Origin of the sequence: Paenibacillus cineris (assembly GCF_018333335.1) — a bacterium.
Lineage (GTDB): Bacteria > Bacillota > Bacilli > Paenibacillales > Paenibacillaceae > Paenibacillus_AQ > Paenibacillus_AQ favisporus.
Genome location: NZ_BORU01000004.1, coordinates 491,442 through 516,188, shown reverse-complemented (window position 1 = coordinate 516,188; position 24,747 = coordinate 491,442). Strand labels below are relative to the sequence as shown.

Annotated in this window: 21 protein-coding genes; 20 read left to right on the top strand and 1 reads right to left on the bottom strand. The window is 53.7% G+C overall.

Translation table 11 applies throughout. The annotated features are described in order from the left end of the window. Positions 1 to 412: 412 nt before the first annotated feature. From KI379_RS29075 to KI379_RS28980, 20 genes are all read left to right on the top strand, one after another. On the top strand, positions 413 to 2,149 hold the full coding sequence (locus KI379_RS29075) for a peptide-binding protein (protein ID WP_076172464.1): 1,737 nt from the start codon (positions 413 to 415) through the stop codon (positions 2,147 to 2,149). Between the two features lie 124 nt (positions 2,150 to 2,273). Continuing rightward, positions 2,274 to 3,245, top strand: a complete 972-nt coding sequence (locus KI379_RS29070) for an ABC transporter permease (protein ID WP_076172462.1) — start codon at positions 2,274 to 2,276, stop codon at positions 3,243 to 3,245. Beyond that, on the top strand, positions 3,242 to 4,234 hold the full coding sequence (locus KI379_RS29065; RefSeq protein ID WP_076172460.1) for an ABC transporter permease: 993 nt from the start codon (positions 3,242 to 3,244) through the stop codon (positions 4,232 to 4,234). The genes KI379_RS29070 and KI379_RS29065 overlap by 4 nt, the downstream gene beginning before the upstream one ends. Next, positions 4,201 to 5,229: an ABC transporter ATP-binding protein gene (locus KI379_RS29060; protein WP_116233202.1), complete on the top strand. Its 1,029-nt coding sequence runs from the start codon at positions 4,201 to 4,203 to the stop codon at positions 5,227 to 5,229. The genes KI379_RS29065 and KI379_RS29060 overlap by 34 nt, the downstream gene beginning before the upstream one ends. Then, a complete protein-coding gene (locus KI379_RS29055) occupies positions 5,222 to 6,226 on the top strand; it encodes an ABC transporter ATP-binding protein (RefSeq protein WP_212985746.1) in 1,005 nt (334 codons plus the stop codon). Before KI379_RS29060 ends, KI379_RS29055 begins: the two co-directional genes overlap by 8 nt. A 363-nt stretch (positions 6,227 to 6,589) precedes the next feature. Further along, positions 6,590 to 7,609 carry an LCP family protein gene (locus KI379_RS29050; protein WP_076172453.1) on the top strand — a complete coding sequence of 340 codons (1,020 nt, stop codon included), beginning with the start codon at positions 6,590 to 6,592 and terminating at the stop codon, positions 7,607 to 7,609. Between the two features lie 314 nt (positions 7,610 to 7,923). Further along, a complete protein-coding gene (locus KI379_RS29045) occupies positions 7,924 to 8,376 on the top strand; it encodes a CBS domain-containing protein (protein WP_076172451.1) in 453 nt (150 codons plus the stop codon). Between the two features lie 356 nt (positions 8,377 to 8,732). After that, positions 8,733 to 9,035 (top strand): MazG-like family protein, encoded by a 303-nt coding sequence (locus KI379_RS29040; protein ID WP_076172449.1) that lies wholly within the window; start codon positions 8,733 to 8,735, stop codon positions 9,033 to 9,035. A gap of 11 nt (positions 9,036 to 9,046) precedes the next feature. Further along, the gene (locus KI379_RS29035) at positions 9,047 to 9,958 is read left to right on the top strand and encodes a DUF2232 domain-containing protein (protein ID WP_234489821.1); all 912 of its coding nucleotides are present in this window, start codon (positions 9,047 to 9,049) and stop codon (positions 9,956 to 9,958) included. A gap of 10 nt (positions 9,959 to 9,968) precedes the next feature. Further along, positions 9,969 to 11,972: a DHH family phosphoesterase gene (locus tag KI379_RS29030; protein ID WP_076172445.1), complete on the top strand. Its 2,004-nt coding sequence runs from the start codon at positions 9,969 to 9,971 to the stop codon at positions 11,970 to 11,972. Then, positions 11,969 to 12,412 (top strand): 50S ribosomal protein L9, encoded by a 444-nt coding sequence (gene rplI / locus KI379_RS29025; RefSeq protein WP_076172443.1) that lies wholly within the window; start codon positions 11,969 to 11,971, stop codon positions 12,410 to 12,412. The genes KI379_RS29030 and rplI overlap by 4 nt, the downstream gene beginning before the upstream one ends. Position 12,413: 1 nt before the next feature. Beyond that, positions 12,414 to 13,775, top strand: a complete 1,362-nt coding sequence (gene dnaB / locus KI379_RS29020) for a replicative DNA helicase (RefSeq protein WP_076172441.1) — start codon at positions 12,414 to 12,416, stop codon at positions 13,773 to 13,775. Positions 13,776 to 14,125: 350 nt separating this feature from the next. Continuing rightward, positions 14,126 to 15,406 (top strand): adenylosuccinate synthase, encoded by a 1,281-nt coding sequence (locus KI379_RS29015; protein ID WP_076172439.1) that lies wholly within the window; start codon positions 14,126 to 14,128, stop codon positions 15,404 to 15,406. Positions 15,407 to 15,932: 526 nt separating this feature from the next. Further along, entirely contained in the window at positions 15,933 to 16,670 is a 738-nt protein-coding gene (locus tag KI379_RS29010; RefSeq protein ID WP_212985745.1) for a hypothetical protein, read from the top strand. Between the two features lie 246 nt (positions 16,671 to 16,916). Beyond that, positions 16,917 to 18,488: a peptidoglycan DD-metalloendopeptidase family protein gene (locus KI379_RS29005; protein ID WP_212985744.1), complete on the top strand. Its 1,572-nt coding sequence runs from the start codon at positions 16,917 to 16,919 to the stop codon at positions 18,486 to 18,488. A 253-nt stretch (positions 18,489 to 18,741) separates the two neighbouring features. Continuing rightward, the gene (gene yycF / locus KI379_RS29000) at positions 18,742 to 19,476 is read left to right on the top strand and encodes a response regulator YycF (protein ID WP_076172433.1); all 735 of its coding nucleotides are present in this window, start codon (positions 18,742 to 18,744) and stop codon (positions 19,474 to 19,476) included. Beyond that, entirely contained in the window at positions 19,477 to 21,315 is a 1,839-nt protein-coding gene (walK, locus tag KI379_RS28995; protein ID WP_212985743.1) for a cell wall metabolism sensor histidine kinase WalK, read from the top strand. Next, positions 21,312 to 22,598: a YycH family regulatory protein gene (locus KI379_RS28990; protein WP_212985742.1), complete on the top strand. Its 1,287-nt coding sequence runs from the start codon at positions 21,312 to 21,314 to the stop codon at positions 22,596 to 22,598. The genes walK and KI379_RS28990 overlap by 4 nt, the downstream gene beginning before the upstream one ends. A gap of 275 nt (positions 22,599 to 22,873) precedes the next feature. Then, positions 22,874 to 23,677 carry a two-component system regulatory protein YycI gene (yycI, locus tag KI379_RS28985; protein WP_212985741.1) on the top strand — a complete coding sequence of 268 codons (804 nt, stop codon included), beginning with the start codon at positions 22,874 to 22,876 and terminating at the stop codon, positions 23,675 to 23,677. Then, positions 23,677 to 24,483 (top strand): MBL fold metallo-hydrolase, encoded by an 807-nt coding sequence (locus tag KI379_RS28980; RefSeq protein ID WP_212970506.1) that lies wholly within the window; start codon positions 23,677 to 23,679, stop codon positions 24,481 to 24,483. The genes yycI and KI379_RS28980 overlap by 1 nt, the downstream gene beginning before the upstream one ends. On the opposite strand, the gene KI379_RS28975 is transcribed toward KI379_RS28980, so the two are convergent. Further along, positions 24,452 to 24,658: a hypothetical protein gene (locus KI379_RS28975; protein ID WP_076172423.1), complete on the bottom strand. Its 207-nt coding sequence runs from the start codon at positions 24,656 to 24,658 to the stop codon at positions 24,452 to 24,454. The genes KI379_RS28980 and KI379_RS28975 overlap by 32 nt on opposite strands. Positions 24,659 to 24,747 lie beyond the last annotated feature (89 nt).

Genomic DNA, 24,747 nt, shown 5'->3' with positions numbered 1-24,747 from the left:
GTTTTAACCATTTCATATATAGTCCTTTTTGCTGATTCAAATTGACCGATGGTCATTTAAAGCATTAATGCTTTATTGCGCTATAATGCACTGCGCGTCCACGTCGCGGAATCAACCGTCCTTTATCGCTGCACGATCCCGCATCGGTCCTGCCTTACTTCTGGATATATTATTTTTTAATATATTGCTTTACCTTGCTACCGTCGTCTTGTTGCAATATGAAAGGTCTACAAGAGGGGGAATTGTTTCAACGTCATTCGGGGGTCGGTTACGGTAACCGAAGTAGGTGTAAAGTCCCTAATGGTTTTCGCGGCCAGATTCGCTTAAGACCATTGGAGAGGTCTTGGGTTGTTCTCGTATCTTATGCGGGACGCCATTATTTTTCAAATCATAAAGGGGAGGAAAATGGTACATGACAAGCAAGAAAAAATGGCTCTCATTACTCGTTTCATTATCGGTAGTCAGCACGCTGTTCGTAGGATGCGGCAGCAAGGATGATGCAAGCAGCACACCTAAAGACGAGGGGAACAAAGAATCGTCTACGAATACGGGCACGGAGGGAACGAAAGAGGCGACCGGTCCGGTGGACGGCGGAACGCTGACTTACGGAAGCTTCTCCGACATCGTTAGCGTAAACCCACTGTTCGTTCAAGATACAGCTTCTGGTGATGCTGCGGAGTTCATGTATGCCAAGCTATATGACATTAACCGTACAGGTGAAGTCGTAGCCGAGCCTTGGTCTATTGCCGCTGAGCCGATGACGATTTCCGAAGATGGACTTACGTATACCATCAAGCTGAAAGATTCGGCGAAATGGAGCGACGGCGAAGCGATTACGGCCGACGACGTCGTCTTTACATTCAATTCGATTAAGGACCCTAAAGTCGGATCCCCTGGAATGTCCGGATTTGACAAGGTAACGAAAATCGAGAAAGTGGATGACCTTACCGTTAAAATTACGCTGAAACAAGTCTACGCTCCATTCCAATATGTTTTGTCTACCCAAATCGTTCCGGAGCACATCCTGAAGGACGTTAAACCTGAAGAGCTGCAAAAGAACGTATACGGAACCGATCCGGCCAAAACGGTATCCAGCGGTCCTTGGGTATGGAAAGAGTGGAAGCAGAAGCAGTACCTTTCCTTCGAAAGAAACCCGAACTACTGGGGTCCTAAGCCTCATATCGACAAGATCGTATATAAAATCTATGCTGACCAAAACACAGAAGTTCAAGCCCTTATCAAAGGAGACGTTGACCTTCTGGGCGGTATCCCGGTAACTCAAGTCGACGCCGTGAAGAGCAGAGACGGCTTGACCGTTATCCAGGAGCCAGGTCCGCAATACGAGTACCTCGGATTCAACTTCAACCCGGACAACTTCAAGGACAAATTCGTTCCTTGGGCTGGACAAAAAACAAGACAAGCGATTGCTTACGCGCTTAACCGTCAAGGTATGATCGACAACGTTCTGAAAGGCACAGGCAAGCTGATGAACGCTCCGTTCCTGCCAGGTTCCTGGGCAGATCCGGGCGATGCGGCAGTCAACTATGCCTTTGATCCGGAAAAAGCGAAGCAGCTGCTGGCTGAAGACGGATGGACTGCAGGCAGCGACGGCATCCTGACGAAAGACGGACACCGTTTCTCCTTCGAACTTCAATACAACTCGGGTAACAGCCGCCGTGAGCAAGTGGCGAGCGTAATCCAGCAAAACCTGAAGGATGTTGGTATCGAAGTGGTGCCAAAAGCGCTCGACTTCGCTGCATGGGTTGACCAAAACCTGACTCCAGGTAAATACCCGGCAATCCTGATGGGCTGGTCCCTGAACAACCCGGATCCGGACGGAGAAACGACGTTCAGCTCGAAATACTTCCCGCCGGCTGGTCAGAACCAAGGTTTCTATAAGAACGAAAAACTCGACAAGCTGTGGGAAGAAGGAACGGCTGTCGTAGACCAAGAGAAGCGTAAAGAGATTTACAAACAAATCGGTCAAGAGATTTCGACGGACCTTCCATACGTGTTCATGTACCAATACGGTACGCCAACCGCGTATAACAGCAGCAAGGTGAAATTTGCGGAAGAGGATGCTCCTGAATCCTCCCTGGCTTACGGATACTTCTTCCACCTGATCAACTGGTGGGTAGACGCAAAATAATAGACAACATAGGAAGTAACAACGGTGCTAGAGGGGGAGGAAACTTCCCCTCCACCCTTTTTTGTGTTTAAAAAAGGATGATGGTTAGGCGTCCGTGTCCGTATCATCTCTAGGAGGATCAACAATGACTGAATACTTCATCCGCCGCTTACTGCAATCCATTCTTGTACTCTTTCTGATCTCTTTGGTTGCATTCGGCCTTATTCACGCTGCGCCAGGCGGTCCAACACAGATGATGATGGCCCCTGGAGTATCACCTGAAACCGCAAAGATCCAAGCCCATAACCTGGGTCTGGATAAGCCGGTTCCTACCCAGTATGTTATTTGGTTGACGAACATGCTGAAAGGCGACTTGGGTCACACGTTCAAAAACAACCTGCCGGTTGGCGAAGTGTTGTGGCCAACGGTTGGCAACACGATCAAACTGATGGCGTTCGCCTGGTTTATCTCACTGCTCATCGCCATTCCATGGGGGATTTATAACAGTACGAAAGTGTACGGCATTTCCGACCAGACGGCTAACTTTGTCAGTTACATTGGCTTTGCAATGCCTGCGTTCTGGTTCGGGATCATCCTCCAGGAATTGTTTTCCTTAAAACTAGACTGGCTCCCGCTGTCCGACATGTACGACATGGATAAGCAAGGGAATTTCGGCAACCTGCTGTATCACTTGATTCTGCCTTGCTCCGTCTTGGTGCTTGGTTTCTTGGCCTCATATTCCAAATACGCGCGTTCCAGTATGCTTGAAGTGCTGGAGCAGGACTACATCCGTACGGCCCGTGCGAAGGGCGTGCCTGAGCGCAAAGTCATTTTCCGGCATGCGCTGCGTAATGCTTTGATTCCGATCATTACGATCATTGGCCTGGATCTGCCGATTCTGGTCGGCGGTGCGACGCTGACGGAAAGCGTATTTAACTGGCCGGGTATGGGACGTTTGTTCGTTGAAATGGCCCGTTCGCGTGAGTATTCCGTGTTAATGGCGATTACGCTCATTACTGCTGTGGTCGTCGTTGCTGGTAACTTTATCGCTGATATTCTGTATAAGATCGTCGATCCACGCGTGAAACTTGGAAGTAAAGGAGGAAAATCGGCATGAGTGACATGAACATCGAGACAGCTCCTAATGTTCAGGCATCTGAGCATCCGGAACCGGCCAGCGCGCCACTTCCCCCTTCCAAGAAGCCTCCGGGCCCGTGGATGACGGTCGTGAAGAAATTCCTTCGTAATCCATATGCCGTAACCGGGCTTATTGTTTTGCTCTTTTTTGTCGTGATATCGGTACTGGCAAACGTTATTTCGCCTTACGACCCTGCTAAAATCGATCTGATGAACTCCAACTTGAAGCCAGGCACTGGTGATCACCTTCTGGGTACAGACGAACTAGGTCGAGATATTTTCTCAAGACTGCTGCACAGCGGTCAGATTTCCCTGACAGTCGGATTTTCCGTCGCGGCCATTTCCGTCATCATCGGTACATTGGTCGGCGCGATTTCCGGCTTCTTCGGTGGCTGGATCGATACGATCTTCATGCGTCTGATTGACGTCATGAACTCGATACCGACGCTGTTCCTGAACATTCTGGTCATGGCGATTTTCGGAACGAAAATCCAATATATGATCATGATTTTGGCCTTTACAAGCTGGATGGGCGTGGCCCGTCTCGTTCGCGGTACGTACCTGCAGCTTCGTGAAATGCAGTACGTGGAAGCTGCCCGTGCTATCGGGGTTTCCAGAACAGGTATTATTTTCAGGCATTTGCTTCGTAACGCAAGCTTTCCGATTATCGTAAACGCCACCCTGATGGTAGGGGGCGCGATTCTTTCCGAGTCCGGATTGTCCTACCTGGGTCTGGGTATCCAGGCACCGGCCACAAGCTGGGGACTTATGCTGAGCAACTCGCAGGAGTTTATGCTGATTGACCCGTTGCAGGCCATTTATCCAGGGGTTTGTATCCTGGCGGTCGTGCTTGCCGTCAACTTCATCGGCGACGGTATCCGCGATGCGATGGACCCTAGACAGAAGAAGAAGATTTCCCGGAGGAGGCTGGACAAATGGCGGAAAAACTACTCGAAATCCGGAATCTGACCACGGCATTTATGTCCGAGAATGGTTTCGTCAAGGCGACGGACCGGATCTCACTCAATATCGAAAAAGGACAGACGCTCTGCCTCGTCGGCGAGTCCGGCAGCGGAAAAAGTGTTACCTCTTTATCCATCATGCGTCTGATAGATTATGCAGGGGGCAGTATACTGGAAGGTAACATCCGGTTTAATGGCGACGACCTTGCAACTAAAGAGCAGGATCAGATGAGATCGATCCGCGGCAATAAGATCGCGATGATTTTCCAGGACCCGATGTCTGCGCTTAATCCCGTCTTTACCGTGGGTGAGCAGATCGCGGAGAGCCTGCGTCTGCATCAGAACAAGAGCCACAGCGAAGCCTGGAAAGAAGCGATCGAACTGCTTCGTCTGGTAGGTATTCCGGCTCCGGAAATGCGAGCCAAGCAGTATCCGCACGAACTGTCGGGCGGTATGTGTCAGCGCGTCGTCATCGCGGTGGCACTGGCCTGCAAGCCCGAGCTCTTGATCGCGGACGAACCGACGACCGCATTGGACGTGACAGTACAGGCACAGATTCTGGAACTGCTTATGAAACTGAAAGAAGAACTCGGTATGGCGATTCTGCTGATCACACACGATATGGGTGTGGCTGCCGAGGTGGCTGACCATATTGCCGTTATGTATGCGGGCTCGATCGTCGAGCAGGGTACGGTTGAAGAGATTTTCTCGAACCCTTCCCATCCATACACGGTTGGTCTGCTGCAGTCCATTCCGGGATTTGAAGGCAAACGTGGCAACGAATTGTACACGATCAAGGGCACCATCCCTGGTCTGGGCAACCTGCCGAAAGGATGCCGGTTCAACCCGCGCTGCCCTCATGTGATGGATAAATGCCGTCAGGTAGAGCCGGGCGATATCCAGATTGGTGCAGAACACAGCACGAAATGCTGGTTGTACGAAGACAAGGATCGTAACGGAGTCTCGGTAAGCGGTGGAATAGGGGGAAATGCCAATGGCTAAGAACTTGATCGAAGTAGAGCACGTGAAGAAGTATTTCCCTATCCATAAAGGACTGCTGAACCGCGTTGTGGGCAATGTCAAAGCGGTCGACGACGTGTCCATTACGATCCGCGAAGGCGAAACCTTTGGACTCGTCGGCGAGTCCGGATGCGGCAAGTCGACGCTGGGCCGGGTTATTTTACGGCTGCAGAACGCTACTGCTGGTGCCGTTAAATTTAACGGGCGCGATATTCATTCCATGGGCTCCAAGGAATTGAACAAAATGCGCGAGGAAATGCAAATTATTTTCCAGGATCCGTTCGGTTCCCTGAACCCGCGCTTCTTGGTCAAGGATATTATCGGCGAACCGCTGAAGGTCCATACGAAGATGTCTGCGTCGCAGATCGAAAAACGCGTCATTGAGCTGATGGAGCTGGTCGGTCTGGACGCTTCGCGCCGGAACCGTTATCCGCATGAATTTTCCGGCGGTCAGCGCCAGCGGATCGGGATTGCCCGCGCCATCGCGCTGAATCCGAAATTCATCGTGGCCGACGAAGCGGTATCGGCGCTTGACGTGTCGGTCCAGTCGCAGGTCATCAACCTGCTGATGAAGCTGCAGCGCGAAATGGGCCTGACGTTCCTGTTCATCGCCCACGGCCTCAACGTCGTCCGTCATATCTCCGACCGCGTCGGCGTCATGTACCTCGGTAAAATGGTTGAGGTCGGCGAAACGGAAACGCTGTACGCCAACCCGCTTCATCCTTACACCGCGGCGCTTCTGTCCGCGATTCCGAAGCCGACACCAACGAAGAAACGCAACCGGATCGTCCTTCAGGGCGATGTGCCGTCTCCGGCCAATCCACCGTCCGGCTGCCGTTTCCATCCACGCTGCCCGTTTGCTCAGGAGAAATGCAGCCAAGTGGAACCGGCCCTGACGGAAGTGCTTCCTGGGCGCCAGGTGGCCTGCCACTTCCCGATCGGCGTGGAAGGCGGTTCGGACCTGAACAGCCTGAAGTAATATTATATTCTGCGATTAGAGTTATATGCTGCGTATACAGGAAGGATTGGGGTCCTTCTGAGCGTTCCATATACAGCCCTGCCTGCGGTGTTCAGCCGAGGCGGGGCTTTTTTTGAGGGAAGAAAACGGCTTGGAAATATCCTCTTTCCGGTAACACTGTTACCTTTTTAAGGTTTTCTTTTGTTTCGTTTGCGTTTACAATGTAAATGTCGTTTGGCTGTGACTTTATACCCAAATGGCAGCGGGCAAGCTTGTGCGTCAAGCCTTCGCCCCTCGTGTAAATATAGAAGGGAGGGATGGAAGTACAGGCGCGACCTGGCTATAATTCATTTTTTATTCTAAATTTAAAGAAGGAATCCCTTAATGAAAAAGAGAACAAAAACATATATAACGTTAACTGTGATTTTGCTGCTTCTGGCCGGAGGGGCTTATCTCTTCCGCAAGCAGCTCGCAGTCATGGCCTTTGACCTGTTCCTGTCCAAGCAAGTGGAAAGCTCGCTGCAGAAATCGTATCAGCCGTTGACGTCCCAGGACAACGTGCCGAGCAAGCCGGTGGAGAAGATTGCGTACCAAAGCAAGCCGTTCTCGGTGCTGCTGCTCGGATCCGACCAGCGTGACAACGAACCGTCGCGTTCGGATACGATCATTTATTCGGTCGTACGTCCAAAGGATTCCAAGGTGCTGCTCATTTCGATTCCGCGGGACACGTATACAGAGATTGTCGGCAAAGGTAAAAAAGATAAAATTACCCATGCGTATGCCTTTGGAGGTCAGCAGATGTCCAAGGATACCGTCGAGGCGTTTCTGGACCACGATATCAATTATTATGCCACCATCAATTTCAAAGGACTGAAGGACGCGGTTGACGCGCTGGGCGGCGTGGAGCTGCCGATCGGCAAAGATATTGTCAACAAAGGCAAGGACCACGAGAAATTTACGGTCAAAGCCAATAAGCCTATTTACAGCGGCGAAGAAGCGCTCAACTATGTGCGCTACCGGGAGGACAGCGATTTTAACCGGACGAAGCGCCAGCAGGTCTTTTTGGATGCGGTGGCCAACCGGATGCTGAACCTGAATCAAATTTCCAAAATTCCGGAGCTGCTCGAAATTATGGGTGACAATTTCAAAACCGATATGCAGCCCAATTTCATTATCAATTTAGCGAAACAAGTGCTGGCCGGTGATAAGGCTGAGATGACTGCCTATACCATCATGGGTGAGGGCATGAAGATTGACGGCGTTTATTATGATGAGCCGATCAAGAAGGATGTGCAGAACGCCAAGAAGCTGATCGACAGCTGGGAGAATCCGGACACCCCTTCGGATCAGCTGTTGACGCCTGACATGTTGGATAAGAAGGAAGAAACGACTGTTGCAAAGTAACAAAAACGTCTATCGACGAACATTCTAAGAAGCCAGACCGCATTTAGCGGAAGTTTTTATTGCGATATAAGGATGTTGAGTCCACGAAGATTAAGCTTTCTTATATCTAAAACAAAGCGTGCCTATTGGCTCGCATATAGAAAAAACCAAACCGCAACAAGCAGCAGTGTGCATTTGCGGGATCAGAAATGCGGGGCATGATCGGCAGCCACAGGTTCGGCTGCTGATTTTGTGTCCCTACTGAGACATTGGGCGGTTTGAAACGTATGGAGTTAGGGGAACCTTGAAAAAGGGTAAGAGGAGGATCAATTTTCATGAATATAGCGTTTTTTCTGCTCCCTAAACAGGAAGTGGTCAGTGTTACCATGGACTCCACGCTGCGGCAAACGCTGGAACGGATGGAGTATCACAGGTACACGGCCGTACCGATCGTCGGGAAGAACGGGGAATATGCAGGAACGGTCACGGAAGGCGATCTGCTCTGGTATATGAAGAACTCCGGCGGAAAGGTGACGTTCGAGAATACGTCCAAATTTCTGCTGAAGGAAGTTCCGCTCAAAGTGCATAATAAGCCGGTGTCCATCGACGCCAATATGGAAGATCTGATTAATTTGGCGAAAGTACAGAACTTCGTGCCGGTGGTGGATGATATGAACCGGTTTATCGGCATCGTGCGCAGAAGCCAGATTATCGAATATTGTGAGAAGTTCGTCTCCAGAGAATCCACAGCTTCGGAGGAGACCAAGGCATCCATAGAGACCCGCTAATCCGCTGGTTTGAGGAAGCTGGGCAAAGATTTTGAATAAGCAATGGCAAAAGACCTGCTTGGATTGGGATGTACGGGATGGCAGGTCTTTTTTGCCTTATCATTTATTCATTTACCCGTTTGTAGGCAGGAACATAGGCAGAGGTTAATAACGCCACTTTGCTGGAAGTTTGCCGCCGTTTTAGGCCAGGGGGGCTTTTCGTGAGAGGCTATTATTTATGCTATAATGGAGAATAAAGCTTTTTCATCAAAAAAAGGCGTATTTGCTGATATTGGGCCGCCGAAGAGAAACCGAATAGGCATCGGAGGATAAAGCCCCACATCGTGGGGTTATTTAAGGGAGTGTGACCTAGAGGCATGCCAAAGGATTTGGATGTAGCCAAACGCGCTAAAGTTATTGAATGGCTGAAAACCGAAGTCGTAGACCACGTATCCCGTCTTTTCAAAGCCTTGTGGGAAGGCAGCACCACCCGAGTGGGCGACAGTCTCGCCAGCTTGATTATGAGCTCTTACATACTGGCCCGCAGGCTCGGCATGTCCTACCGGGACATGGATGATCTGCTGCTCGACAAATTGAAGAAGCATAAACAGGAAGGACACCAGCTTGAAGATTGGTACCAGGATATTTCCGCGCTGGAAGAACATATGCGTAAGAGGTGAACACATTGAAAATGCGCTGGACGTCGGTAGTCTGGAGTGTCGTCTATTTGCTCCTGCTGCTATCTTTACTATCTCCCTTCTCGATTGTGACCGTCTTTTTTCTCATCCTGCCGGCCGCAATCCTATTCACAACACTTAACGTCAAATCGTTCATACTGCATGTGCTCCCGGTTTGGCTGATTGCCTACCTTGTACATCCGGTGTATTTGCTGCTCGCCGTTTATTTTATGATTCCTGCCCTGATTATGGGGCGGGCCTACAAGAGAAGGGTGCCGGCTATACGCACATTGATGCTGGGTGCAGGTACTATTCTGGCGGAACTGCTGCTCCTGCTATTGGTCGGAACGGCGTTCTTCCACTTTGATCTGTCCAGCTACGTCCATGACATTGTCAAAATGACGATGTCTCCGCTGCGTGATGTGGGCGGAAGTAACCCGCTGATTTCGGATATGGCCTGGTCCCCCGAGGAGATGCAGATGGTAAGCGACGCCACGGTGCAAATGATTCCTTTTGCCATGATAGTCAGTTCCTTTATGATGGCGGTGATCACGCACGCGCTTGCTCGTCCGATCATGGACAGCATGGGCTTCTCTGTCCCAAGGCTGAAGCCGGCCCGCGAGTGGATGCTGCCGAGATCCCTAATCTGGTATTATCTGATTGGTGTCATTATTGAAATTTTCGCAAGCGGATCAAAGAACAGCTTTCTCGACATGATTGCCGCGAACTTGCTGCCGCTTCTGCATATTTGCTTTATGATTCAAGCGTTTGGCTTCTTCTTCTTTTTGGGGCACAAGCGGAAATGGCATCCCGTCATCCCGCTGCTGTTCGCGATTCCCATTCTGCTGTTCCCGCCGATGCGGATTATCGGCATTCTGGATCTTGCATTTCCGCTTCGTCAATTTATGACCAAATCAAAACGTTAGGGTGGGTGTCATGCCTAAATTTCTACAGAAACGCTGGCACGGCTATTATACCGTCTGGGCGTTTGCGCTGATGCTGGTTCTGGTCATTATTGTGACCCGGTATAACTGGGCGCTGGGAATCGTCAGCCTCTGCCTTGTCGTCGCGCTCTGCTATGCGGTGCTGAAGAAGGAAATGGACTTCCGCAAAAAACTGCTTGAATATATCAACGGCCTCTCCTTCCGGGTGAAACGGGTGGAAGGGGAAGCCATCAATACGCTGCCCTTCGGGATCGTGCTGTACAGCGAGGACCGCGTGGTTGAATGGAATAACCGGTTCGTCTGTACCATGTTCGGTCAAAAATCGCTTGTGGGCGCTAGCCTATCCGAGCTGTTTCCCGATCTGATGCCGCTGCTTGCCGAGAAAAGGGACGGCGGCCGGGAAGCGCATAAGGACGGGCCCAAGGAGATCGAGACGGAAATCCAGGTGGGCGAGCTGCACTATCATTTGATCCTGAATACCGATGAGCGGCTGATCTATCTGTATGACGTAACGGAGATGGTCGTACTCCGGGAGAAATACGAGGCCGAGAAGCTGGCGATCGGCATTATTATGATGGATAACCTGGACGAAGCGGCCCAGGGCATGGATGACCAGCAGCGCACGTCGCTCATTGCGAAGGTGACCAGCGAAATCACGGAATGGGCGAAGCATTACGAAGTGTATCTGCGGCGCTTGTCGTCCGACCGGTATTTGATGATGCTGAACTACAGATCGCTCCAGGAGCTGGAGAAAAGCCGCTTTGTCATTCTTGACGAGGTCCGCGAAATGACCGCGGAGCTGAAGGTGCCGATGACGCTGAGCATCGGGCTGGGCTTTGGCCCCGACAGCATCAGCGAGTTGGGCGAGCTGGCGCAGTCGTCGCTCGACATGGCGCTCGGGCGCGGCGGCGACCAGGCGGCCGTCAAGGCCGGCCAGCGGCTGTCCTTCTACGGCGGCAAGTCCAACGCCGTCGAGAAGCGCACGCGGGTCCGGGCGCGCGTCATCGCGCACGCGCTGCGCGACCTGATGCAGGAGAGCGACAAGGTGTTCATCATGGGGCACAAAATGCCGGATATGGACGTCATCGGTGCCTCCATCGGCGTGCTGAAGGCGGCGCAGATGTACAATGTGGAAGCGTACATCGTGCTCCCGGGCACGAACCCGTCTATTGAGCGGATGATGACCCAGGTCCAGAAGGACGAGAAGCTCGTCGAGCGCTTCATCTCGCCGGAGCAAGCGCTGCAGCTGATCAGCCCGCACAGCCTGCTGGTCGTGGTGGACACGCACAAGGCGTCCATGACGATCGAACCGAAGCTGGTTCATCACGCCAGCCGGGTCGTCGTGGTCGATCATCACCGCCGCGGCGAAGAATTCATCAACGACGCCGTGCTCGTGTACATGGAGCCGTACGCTTCATCCGCGTGCGAGCTGGTGACGGAGCTGCTGCAGTATATCCATGAGAAAATCCAGCTCACGCCGCTGGAAGCGACCATGCTGCTGGCCGGGATTACTGTGGATACGAAGCATTTTGCGCTGCATACCGGTTCCCGGACCTTTGAGGCGGCAGGCTTCCTCCGCCGGAGCGGAGCGGATACGATCCAGATCCAGCGGATGCTGAAGGAAGACCTGCAGGAATATCTGGCAAAGTCAGATATCATTAAGCGTGCTAAAATGGTATATGATCATATCGCTCTGGCCGTCACGGATCCGGGAACGGTCATCCCGCAGCTGCTCATTGCGCAGGTGGCGGATACGCTGCTGAACATGACGGATGTGGTGGCCTCCTTCGTGATCAGTGAACGTCCGGACGGGTTGATCGGGATCAGCGCCCGTTCCTTCGGGAAGATGAACGTGCAGGTCGTGATGGAGCGCCTCGGCGGCGGAGGCCATCTGACCAATGCTGCCGTGCAGCTGAAGGGTACCGTTAAGGAAGCGGAGGCCCAGCTGCTCGAAGTTCTTGCACAAATTGAGGAGAAAGAGGGGTTGTTCGAATGAAAGTCATTTTTATTAAGGATGTTAAGGGTCAAGGCAAAAAAGGGGACATTAAAGATATATCGGAAGGCTACGCAACGAATTTCCTTATTCCGCGCGGCCTCGCCCGTGTGGCAACCGAGGGTAACATGAAGACGCTGGAGAACCAGAACGCGGCCGAACAGAAGCGCAAAGAGCAGGAGAAAGAGGAAGCACAGGTTCTCGGCAAAAAATTGGAAGAGATGACCGTACAGCTTAAAGCGAAAGCCGGGGAAGGCGGACGGCTGTTCGGAGCAATCACTAGCAAGCAAATCGCGGATGCACTTTCGCAGCAAGGCATCAAGATCGACAAACGCAAGATCGAATTGGATGAGCCGATCCGGACATTGGGCGTGACGCAGATGACCGTGAAGCTTCATCCGGATGTCAAAGCTACGCTGAAGGTCCAGGTCACGGAGGAATAAGATGGGCGGAGAGCTCTTTTTCGACCGGATTCCCCCGCAAAATCTGGAGGCGGAGCAGGCGGTTCTAGGTGCGATTCTGCTGCAGAGCGAGGCTATGATCACCGCGATGGAGCGGGTTACGCCCGAGGATTTCTACGATGTGCCGCATCAGCTGATTTATGAGGCGATGATCCAGCTTGGAGAAGAGAACCAGCCGATTGATCTCATTACCTTAACCTCGCGTCTGCAGGACAAGGGACAGCTGGAAGAAATCGGAGGCGTCAGCTACCTGGCGAAGCTGGCACATGCGGTGCCGACAGCGGCCAATGTGGAGTATTACGCCCAGATCATCGAAGAGAAATCCATGCTGCGGCGGCTCATTCGCACAGCGACGCAGATCGTCAGCGAAGGCTATACCGGCGGCGAAGACGTATCCGGCATGCTGAGCGACGCCGAGCGGCGCATCCTGGAGATTTCCAACCGGCGCAGCGGCAGCGGCTTTGTCGCCATCCGCGACGTGCTGATGGAAGTGTTCGAGCGCGTTGAGGTGCTGCACCAGCAGAGCGGAAGCACCACCGGCATACCGACAGGCTTTGTCGATTTGGACCGGATGACGAACGGCTTCCAGCGTTCCGACCTGATTATCGTGGCTGCCCGTCCTTCCGTCGGCAAGACGGCGTTTGCCTTGAACATCGCCCAGAACGTGGCGGTGCGTGCGAAAGAAACGGTCGCGATCTTCAGTCTGGAGATGTCGGCGCCCCAGCTCGTCAACCGGATGATCTGTGCCGAAGCCAACCTGGATGCCAACCTGATGCGTACCGGCGATTTCAAGACCGATGAGGATTGGGCCAAGCTGACCATGGGGATCGCTTCCCTGGCGGAGGCCGAAATTTACATCGATGATACGCCAGGCATTACCGTTGCGGATATCCGCTCCAAGTGCCGCCGTCTGAAGAAGGAGAAGGGGCTCGGGATGATCGTAATCGACTACCTGCAGCTGATCCAGGGACGCGGCAAAGCCGGCGAGAACCGCCAGCAGGAAGTATCCGAAATTTCCCGTACACTGAAACAGATCGCGCGTGAGCTCAGCGTGCCGGTTATCGCGCTGTCCCAGCTTAGCCGGGGCGTAGAGCAGCGGCAGGACAAGCGTCCGATGATGAGTGACCTTCGTGAATCGGGTTCCATCGAGCAGGACGCCGATATCGTTGCGTTCCTATACCGCGACGACTACTATAACCAGGAGACAGAGAAGAAAAACATCATCGAGATCATTATCGCCAAGCAGCGTAACGGTCCGGTGGGCACCGTCGAACTGGTCTTCATGAAGAATTTCAATAAGTTCGTCAATTACGAGCGGACGCACACCGACGCATTCGCGATGTAGCGAAGCCGGCGATGTTGTTCGCGAGAACAGATAGATGGATCCAATCGATCTTATAAATGGTTATCCATATTTCTAAGAATGCTTGTCTTATTTCCGAACAATTGTACTTTAGTTAGTGCAATTGTTCGTTTTTTATTTGACTTTAAAAATGGGGACTGTTACACTGGTAATGCTGCTTTAGCACAGTCCAGCGCTCGTCTCATGGTAGGGGACACTGGAACGTGTGAGGGTTTTACATGCCCTTTGACGATGGCAGCTTTGAAATGGTGCATAATCATACTTGCAGGTAAACATAATGAAATAAGCTTGTAATTAAAATGCGGTGGTACACACCAAGCGGGGGAATGAACATGTCAACAGTAGTCGTTGTGGGAACACAATGGGGAGACGAGGGCAAAGGCAAGATTACGGATTATCTTGCAGAAAGCGCCGATGTGGTGGCCCGGTATCAAGGCGGCAACAATGCCGGTCATACCATTCTGATTGACGGTAAAAAATATAAGCTCAGCCTGATTCCATCCGGCGTATTTTATTCCGATAAAATTTGCGTCATCGGCAACGGGATGGTCATCAACCCGGCGGCACTGCTCGAAGAGATCCAATACATTCACGACAACGGATTTACGACGGACAACCTGAGAATCAGCGATCGCGCGCATGTCATTATGCCGTATCACATGGTGCTGGACGGTCTGGAGGAAGACCGTAAGGGCCCGAACAAGATCGGCACGACCCGGAAAGGGATCGGCCCATGCTACATGGACAAGGCGGCACGTAACGGCATCCGGATCTCCGATCTGATGGATCCCGAAGAGTTCGAACTGAAGCTCCGCCATCTGATGAAAGAGAAGAACCAGGTCATCGAAATGTACGGCGGGGAGCCGCTAGACGTCGAGGAAGTGCTGAAGCAGTACCTGGACTATGCGGAGCAAATCCGGAAGTACGTTACCGATACCTCGGTCGTCCTGAACGACGCGATCGACGAAGACCGCAAGGTGCTGTTTGAGGGTGCGCAAGGGGTCATGCTGGATATTGACCAAGGCACGTACCCATATGTGACTTCGTCCAACCCGTCCGCGGGCGGCGTATGTATCGGATCGGGCGTAGGGCCGTCCAAAATCCAGCAGGTCATTGGCGTGGCCAAATCCTACACGACCCGTGTAGGCGACGGACCGTTCCCGACCGAGCTGAACAATGAGATCGGCGATTATATCCGGGAGAAAGGCCATGAGTACGGCACCGTCACCGGACGTGCGCGCCGCGTCGGCTGGTTTGACAGCGTCGTGGTCCGCCATGCCCGCCGTGTCAGCGGCCTGACAGGACTGTCGCTGAACTCCCTGGACGTGCTTACAGGTCTCGATACGGTTAAAATCTGCACCGGATACAAATACCGCGGGGAAATCATCACCCACTACCCGTCGAGCCTGAAAATGCTGGGCGAATGCGAAGCGGTGTACGAGGAAATGCCAGGCTGGCACGAAGATATTTCCGGCGCGAAGACGCTGGACGATCTGCCGGAAACGACACGCAACTACGTTAACCGCGTATCCGAGCTCACAGGCATTCCAATTGCTATCTTCTCGGTAGGACGCAACCGTAATCAGACCAATCAGGTGCTGCCGATCTATTAATAAGTCATCAGTTGTACAGTAGCCTGGGAAACAGGCGAATTGATACCGTTTTGATCGAAGAGGTCACCTTAACGCCAAGTGCGTTAAGGTGGCCTTTTTTGATGATGTAATAAAAGTATAAACCACGCGGAGTCAGCTTCCTTGTTGTGGAGTCTGCCTAAAAGTATCTGGAATAAGCATCGAAGCGTAAGCTCCACTTTGTTGGGGCTATTTTGCGTACTGCAGGATTGAATCCTCCGCTTCCCGTCAATACTGCTAGATATATAGATTGAATTTGAAAATTTACAGGAAGTTTCAGTTCATTCTATTGAACAGCGCCGTTTCATAGAGTTCGGCCGCCGTGACTCTGATAGAGTCGGAGCGGTGCAGAATTTGGGGCGGCCTGGCCCGTAGCGATTACGCTCTAATAACAGTCAATCATACGTGTTGGCATGGATAGGTCGTCACAGGTCGTCACAAAGAATAACGGCTGGAATGCCGGAAAACAGCCCGGATATGACGGGAAGGGCAAAGGAGGAGGTGCGCTATGAAGATTGCGCAATGGCTGCTCAAAACGGTGCTGACTGTGGTGCTGATCAGCGGCCTGACGGTACTTACGACAGGAGCTGTCGTGAATATGTATGTCCAATCGCTGCTGGCCAGCTTTAACATTCAGCTGGAGGGCCAGCCGACGGGCATTGGTGGCATGATGAAGGGAATGCTGGGATTGAACACCACCAAGGAAAAGGAGCCCGATAAAGAGGCGGCCAGCACGGCTCATGCGGCGGACGACAGCAAGTCAACGGTTGGAAGCACGAATACGGCAGAAACCGGAACAGGCAGCACGGAGGGAGCGGGAGAAACTGCCGGAACCGGGTCCCAGACCGGAACCAACACTGGTGAGGCGGGATCGGGGGGCAGTACGGCCGGTATGGAGACGGGGGGAAACGCAGACGGCGAGGGCACGGATGCGCCGGACGACGCACTGCCCGTTATGGGGCAGGGCCTGAGCGAATCAGCCATGGGCGGCCAGTCCGCAGCCGATCAGCAGGTTGTCATCAGCCCGGACGAAATGATCCAGAAGAAAGATGAGCTGACCGCGACGGAGAAGGAGCAGATTTTTAATATTTTGATGAAAAAGCTGCCGCAATCGGAAATGCAAAAAATTTCGGCCGCCATGGAGGACGGCCTGACCGAGCAAGAATTATCGACAATAGAAGACACGATCTCCAAGTATTTGACGAAGGAAGAATATGCCGCGCTTAGTAAACTGCTGGAGCAATAGGCAGCTGGAAACACTGGGCGATCAAACCCAACGGAGGAAGTTGTAACCTTTTAATGAATTAAAGCAACGCAATCCACTTATAGGTAAATAACATAAACCCGCGCCGGACGCGGGTTTTTTGCTGTGCGCCGAGAGTTGAATTGTTTGTAAACGTTGTGTTAAAGTATAGATTGTGTAAAAAGGTATCAAAATTTTAACTTTTTCGTCATTTTTGAAAAAGCATACAAAGCAAACAAGGAGAGAGTTATGAAGGGTTTTAAGGGTAACCGCTGGAAGGAGAATAATCAAGCTTCGACAAATTCCGCGCAACTCTCCGGAAAGCAGGATGAACATCAGCATATGGGCGCTGCGACGCCTGAAACCGAACCTCAAGGGCGGAAATGGAGCGCTCCACGGAAATGGATCGCGGGTACGGCCGGTGCGGTCATCGTGATCGCTGGACTTGTGTATGCAGGCAATCAGTACGTCAATGCCAATATGGTCCCGTATTATCATGTCCTTGTACATAATCAGGAAATCGGGACGGTCAAGGATCCCTCTCAAATCGATAAGCTGTTCAGCCAGAAACAGCAGGAATATCAAGATGAATATCCGGGTGTGGAGATGGTGCTTCAGACGGACGGCATCACGACGAAGGTCGAGAAGGCGTTTCAGGCCAAGCCCGATACGGATAACACGCTCAAGAAGCTGGACGGTATGCTTAAGGCATATGCCGAAGGTGTGGAGCTGAAAGTAAACGGCAAGGTCGTCGGGATCGTGAAGGACCAGGCCACGGTGGATGCCGCGCTGGAACAGGCGCAGATGAAGTTCGCGCCGAAGGCTGCAGTCACTGCGGCCAGCGGGAAGGACAAGGCGGAAACCAAGCTGAAGAAGATGGCAGCTACTACTTCCTCTGCGAAAACCGCGTCGACGCCGGGAACTTCGGTCCAAAAGGTGTCTATTGAGGAGAAGGTGACGGTAGCGCCAGTCAAAGCCGACCCGAACAAAGTGCTAACCGCTGCGGAGGCAGCCAAGCTGCTGACGACTGGGCAGGAAGCGCCGCTGGTGTACACGGTGGAGGAAGGCGATACGATCAGCACGATCGCGAGCCAGTTCAAGATCAGCCAGAAGGAGATTTACAGCAACAATCCGGGTGTGAAGGAAAAGTACCTGCAGATCGGCGATCAGCTGAAGCTGACCGTACCGAAGCCGCCAATTACGGTGAAGACGGTCGAGAAGGTGACCGAACAGGTATCGACTGCGCCGGAAATCGAAATCCGCAAGAGCAAGGAACTGCCGGCCGGCAAGACCAAAGTCGTTCGGCCCGGACAGGAAGGCCTGAAGGTAATGACCTATCAGGTAACGAAGGAGAACGGAAAGGTCGTCAGCGAGCAGTGGCTCGGACAAACGGTCGTGAAGTCTTCGCTCAAAGAGGTCGTCCTGCAGGGGACGAAAGTTCCGGGCAGAGGCTCCGGACAGTTCGCCTGGCCGGTGAGCGGCCATGTCATATCCAGCTCCTACGGGACCCGCTGGGGCAAGATGCATAAGGGCATCGACATGGTATCCGGTAACCGGACGATCATGGCGGCTGACGACGGCACGGTGACCTTTACGGGCCAAATCAGCGGCTACGGCAACGCCATCATCATCAGTCACGGCAACGGCTATGAAACGCTGTACGGACATTTGAACAGCATCTCGGTTCACAGCGGTCAAAAAGTAAACCAAGGCGAAAAAATCGGCATCATGGGAAGCACCGGACATTCGACCGGCACCCACCTGCATTTTGAGATCCACAAGAACGGTTCGATTCAGAACCCGATGAAATATTTGAACTGAGTTGGGCTGCGGTAAGAATTAGCATAAGATAATAACCGGATACAGCTATCATATATTTATATTCAAAGCATGGTCTCCTGAGGGAGGCCGTGCTTTTTTAGTGGGATGGCGGAGGTTTGCAAGAAATTTTCATGAAAAGGAAAGGATTACTGCCAAAACTGCGGCTCTGCGGGATGTGACGGGCTTCCAGGTATGGTAAAATAAAAAGGACAGTGTCAACAAGTACGGAGAGAAAAAGAGGTGGGGTCAGCCGATGCAGGGAACCATTTTGGTCGTGGATGATGAACAGCCGATTGCCGATATTTTGAAATTTAATTTGGAAAAAGAGGGATACGAGGTCATCTGTACCTTTGACGGTGTGAGCGCCGTAGAAATGGCCTTGTCTGCGCAGCCGGACCTGATGCTGCTGGATCTGATGCTGCCCGGCAAAGACGGCATGGATGTGTGCCGCGAGGTGCGCGCCGCCGGGATGGAGCTGCCGATTATTATGCTGACGGCCAAGGACGAGGAGATCGATAAAGTGCTGGGGCTGGAGCTTGGGGCGGATGACTATGTCACCAAGCCGTTCAGCACGCGCGAGCTGCTGGCCCGGGTCAAGGCGCAGATGCGGCGCCAGAACAAACCGAACGGTACGGAGGCGGCCGCCGCGCCTGCCGCGGAGACGCCGAAGCAGGGCGTGCAGCTGTTCGGCCTGTTTATCGATACGGACATGTATCTGGTGTACAAGGACGGCGAAGCGCTGGATCTGACGCACCGGGAGTACGAGCTGCTGTATTACTTGGCCAAAAATGCGGGCAAAGTCATGACGCGGGAGCATCTGCTGCAGGCGGTATGGGGATTTGAATACTTCGGCGATGTCCGCACCGTCGATGTGACGATCCGGCGTCTGCGCGAGAAAATCGAGGAGAATCCGAGCAAGCCGGAATACATCCTTACCCGGAGGGGGCTTGGCTACGTCATGCGGAGTCCCAAAAACGGAGGCCTGTAAATGAAATGGCCCTCCTTTTTCCGCACGATCCAGGCGAAGCTGATCATCATCTATGTGCTGCTTATCCTGATCGCGATGCAGCTGATCGGGGTGTATTTTGTCAGCGCGATGAAAAATTCCCTGACCAGCAACTTTACGAAGGACCTTCAGGAGCGGGCGGAGCTGCTGTCGGTGCTGGCAGCGGATAAGCTGGGCGGCACCGGGGATACGGGAGAGAATAATCCGGTGGAGAGCCTGGGAGCAATCGTCAACAACCTGTTCAACCTGAACGGGGCGGAAATCCAGGTGCTTGACGCCAGCGGCAAGGTGCTGATCACGTCTTACCCTTCGCATGCCGACTATGTCGGGAAGAAGAACACGCAGACGGTCGTGAGCCGGGCGCTGCAGGGCATCAAGGACAACGAGGAATACGTCATCGATGAAGACAACGTGCGCAAGAAGGTCGTGGCGAAGCCGGTCATGAACAATGGGAAAATCGTCGGCGCCATCTACATCGTCGCTTCGATGAAGGAGCTGTACGATACGATGGGCCGGGTGAACAACATTTTTATTTCCGGGATCCTGCTGGCGCTGGGGATGACCTGCGTGCTCGGCGTCATTCTGGCTCATACGATCACTCACCCGATCAAGGAAATGACCAACCACGCCACCGCGGTGGCCGAGGGCAGCTTCGACCAGAAAATGCCCGTATTCGGCAACGATGAAATCGGCCAGCTCAGCGAGGCGTTCAACTATATGACTTCGCGGCTGCGCGAAGCGCTGATCCAGAACGAAGAGGAGAAAGAGAAGCTCGCTTCGATCCTGACGAACATGAGCGACGGCGTGATCGCCACGGACGAAGCCGGCAAGGTCATCCTGATGAACCGCCGCGCCGGGGCGATCCTTGGCGTGGACGAGGATGAGTTGGCCGGAAGCGATATCGCGCAAGTGCTGGGACTGACGCCGGAGCAGGCGGACACGTTCACGGAAGGAACATACGTGACGATGCTGCTGCAGATCAGTCCGGAAGAGGAGAAGGAGAAATCGCGCCATTACATGGTGCGCGTGACCTTTACTCCGATTCACCGCCGCGAATTCGGCATCACGGGCACGATCGCCGTGCTGCAGGATGTGACGGAGCAGGAGAAGCTCGAGGCGTCACGCCGTGAGTTCGTGGCGAACGTGTCGCATGAGCTGCGCACGCCGCTCACGACGATCAAGAGCTACACCGAAGCGCTGGATGACGGGGCGTTGGACGATCCGCCGCTGGCGGCACGGTTTGTCGGGGTCATCCAGAACGAAACGGAGCGGATGATCCGGCTCGTGACGGACCTGCTCCATCTGTCCAGGCTGGACAACAAGGAGGCGCTGCTGCGCAAGCAGCCGACTGATGTGCTCGAAATGCTGGAGGACGTGTCGGACCGCTTTTCTTTTCAAATGCAGCAGAAGGGCATTCTGGCGGAAGTCCGCGTGGAGGAAGGGGTTCAGAAGGCGCCGTTCGACCGGGACCAGATCGATCAGGTGCTGGACAACCTCGTGTCCAATGCGCTCAAATATACGCCGTCCGGTGGCAGCATCACGATGGAAGCAGCGCTGACCGAAGGCCGTCTGCTCGCCATTTCGGTGCAGGATACCGGCATCGGCATTCCGAAGAAGGACCTGGACCGGATCTTCGAGCGCTTCTACCGGGTGGACAAGGCCCGTTCCCGCAACATGGGCGGCACCGGACTCGGACTGTCCATCGCCCGCGAGATCGTGCTCGCCCACGGCGGCACCATCTCCCTTCAATCGGAGCTGGGGCAGGGCACGAAGGTGACGTTTACGCTGCCTCTGGGTGACGAAGGGGGGAGCGCCTCATGAAGGAGAAGATGAAATCGATCCTGCTGGCGCTGCTCGTTGCCGGCAGCCTGGTGCAGAGCTATTACCTGATTTACCGGCTGCCGGGCGGGGATTCGATCGCCAAAACGGAGAACAATTATATCAAGACGGACAACATGGGACCGGAGGAGAGCGCCGAGAACCTGATTTATCCGGATAAAATGCAGATTCATATGGGAGAGGGCAAGCATACGGTCTTCTACCCGAACTCTACGTTCTACAACTTGATTTACTCGCGTCTGAAGGGACGCAGCTTCGAGAGCTTCCAGCGCCGTCCGGTGGAGAACACGGACTGGAGCAAGATCCGCAATGAGGATCCCGGGATCGAGCTGACCTTCGGATCGGGGATCCCGGTATCGCTTCTGCAGCGCGTCATGCAGATCGCGCCTGACTCGCTGTTTGAAGCGGAGCGGATCGACCGGATCTGGATTTATACGTCGCCGAACGATTCCAAGACGCATGCGATGTTCTTCAGTACGGAAGGCGATATCGTCTATGAAGCCGGCAAAGTCGACCTGACGGTGCAGGATGTGCAGCAGCATGTCGATTTCGGCAAGGAATGGACGGCTTACTCTTCGGAGGCAGGCGGCAAGTATTATGTGCCGCAGTCGTCCATCCAGATGGTGGAGGCTGAAATTAATATTGGCGTCTATACGGTGGAACAGATGCAGCAGAGCCTCTTCTTCGACCCCGGAATAACCCGTTACATCCAGGAAAAGGACGGATCGGAGATTTATACGGACAGCAAGCGGAGCCTCCAGGTGCGGCAGGAGCAGAAGTGGATCAGCTACACCGATCCGGCCGCGCCGCCGGCGGGCGAGAGCAGCGACGGGAAGGATGCGCTGGCTGCCGTTGACTTCGTCAACGAGCATGGCGGCTGGAATGGAACCTACCGGCTCGGCCAGTCGGGCACCGGAGAGGACCGCAGCCAAATCGTGTTCCAGCAGTATTACGGCGCCTACCCGATCCTGGACACGCTTAATTTCCATTACGGCACGATCCGGCTGAACCTGCAGCAGGGCACCGTGTCGGCCTATGAGCGCTCTCTGATCTATATGAAATCCGGGGAGCAGCATAAGACGATGGTGAAGCTGCCGGGCGGTGCCGAGCTCAAGGAGAAGCTGGGCCGGATCAACAAGGACTCGGCGATCGAGGATCTATATCCGGCGTATTTGCCGGAGCTGACCAAGACCGGAACGGGGCTGAAACTGACGCCGGTCTGGGCGGTAAAGCAGGCGAGCGGCGCCGTGACGGTGATCCGCTAAAGGAACGCCAGGCTTGGCATAATGCGGGTTGACCGATGGAAAAGAGTGGCGTAAGGTGGGAGTAGCAGGGAATTCTGCCTCCCAATCTATATCTTGCTGCTGTATTTAGGGGCAATAACGGATGCAGCATCTAGCATGAAAGGTCGATTAGAAGGAGCAAAGCTCCATTTTCATAATGATCGGATGGATCGCGTGTCGAAGCTTGGGAATGATGGGTTAGCCGAAGCTATGGGGAACCATGCGGGATCAAATTTCGGGTAAAAGGAGGGCAAGGGATGGATTGGGGACGGGCCAAAAATGTGCTGATCTACGCTTTTTTGCTGCTGAACCTGGTGCTGGGCTACCAGCTGTGGGCCGACGTGCGCGAACAGGCGGACACCAATCTGGACTTTGCCTCCCTAGCGGACAGCACGCAGAAGGCGATGGAGGAAAAATCGATTCAGCTGCTGTGCCCGATTCCGAGCATGACGCCCGCGCTGCCCAAAATCTCCTATCACTACGTTAGCGGGGAAAGCATCGGCAAGCCGGTCACGCTGAAGAAGCCGGTCGAGAGCAAGCTGATCTTTATGGGTACCGACCTTGTGGAAGCCCTGGGCGACCAGATTCCCGAGTTCGGCAATTACCGGTATGACCCCCAGGCGAGTCAGGAGATGACGGAGTCGGAGCTGGAACGGGTGAAAGTTGCCGGCGCCGCGGGCCGATTCGTCATGCATACGCTGGTGGATGGCAAATGGCCGCTGTTCAACGATCAGCTCGAGCTGTACTACAGCGAGCAGAAAATCGTGTCCTACCGCCAGTCGCTGGTGGAAATCGCCCCGATGGAGGACGAGCAGGAGCAGAAGATTTTGCCGGCATCCGGGGCACTAAAACGGTTAGTGGACGCTTTTATCCCGGAAGGTTCGTCCATAAAGGATATTCAGCTGGGCTATTACGGCCAGGTATTTAACTCGGAAAGCCAGGTGGCCGCGCCATCATGGCGGTTCACGCTGGAGAGCGGAGAAATTTATTACGTACAGGGGATCAGCGGTGACGTGACCGTGAACAGCCCCAAGGATGAAGAGGGAAAGGAGCAGGGATGATGGGCATATCTTTTACCGTTCTGTCGAGCGGATCGACGGGGAACGCAACCGTGGTAAGAAACGAAGAGACGACGCTGATGATCGATGCCGGGCTGAGCGCCAAGCGGATCGACGAGCTGATGGAGCAGCGGGAGCTGTCGGGAGAGGAACTTGACGGGATTCTTGTCACCCATGAGCATTCCGACCATATTAAAGGGCTCGGTGCCGTGGCCCGCAAATACGATCTGCCGATCTATGCCAACGAGAAGACATGGGAGGCGATCAACAAGTCCGTCGGCAAAATCGCCGAGGAGAACCGTGTCGTGATGGACAGCGGCGAAGTGCGGGATTTCGGATCGCTGCGGGTGGAGTCTTTTCAAATCTCGCATGACGCGGCAGAGCCGGTGGGCTACTGCTTCTACGACGGGGACGAGAAGCTGAGCGTGGCCACGGACCTGGGCTATATGAGCGATAAGGTGAAGCAGGCCATCAGCGGCTCGAACGTGCTCGTGCTGGAGGCGAATCACGATATTGAGATGCTGCGGATGGGCCGTTATCCGTGGAACACCAAGCGCCGCATTCTGGGCGATCTTGGGCACTTGTCCAACGATGCCGCAGGCGAGGCGATGAGCGAGCTGCTGACCGGAGACCTGAAGCGCACCTATCTGGCGCATTTAAGCCGGGACCATAATCAGATGGATTTGGCGAAAATGACCGTGCGTGCCGGGATGGAAGACCGGGGATGCTTCTATAAAGACAGCGAATTTAAACTGTGCGACACTTACTACGACCGGCCTACACCGTGGGATAAGGTGAGTGAGCCATAAACTCGTCGAGCTCCGCCGCTTTTCTCTCTACCTCGTCACGGGTGAGAATGCCCTTGTCAATGAGCAGTTCAATGATCGTGCTTAAGGCAAGGGTATTGCGGTAGTGCTCGTCCTTTAAATCCCCCAGCTTGGCCATCATATTCACATAGTCCATCGAAGACGGAAATCGTTCCATGAGTCCGTTCCTCCTTGTTTTTCAACATCGGTTCAATTCCATAACCCACCAATGACGCAAGCGATAAAAGATTAGGGCAACCGTCCCAC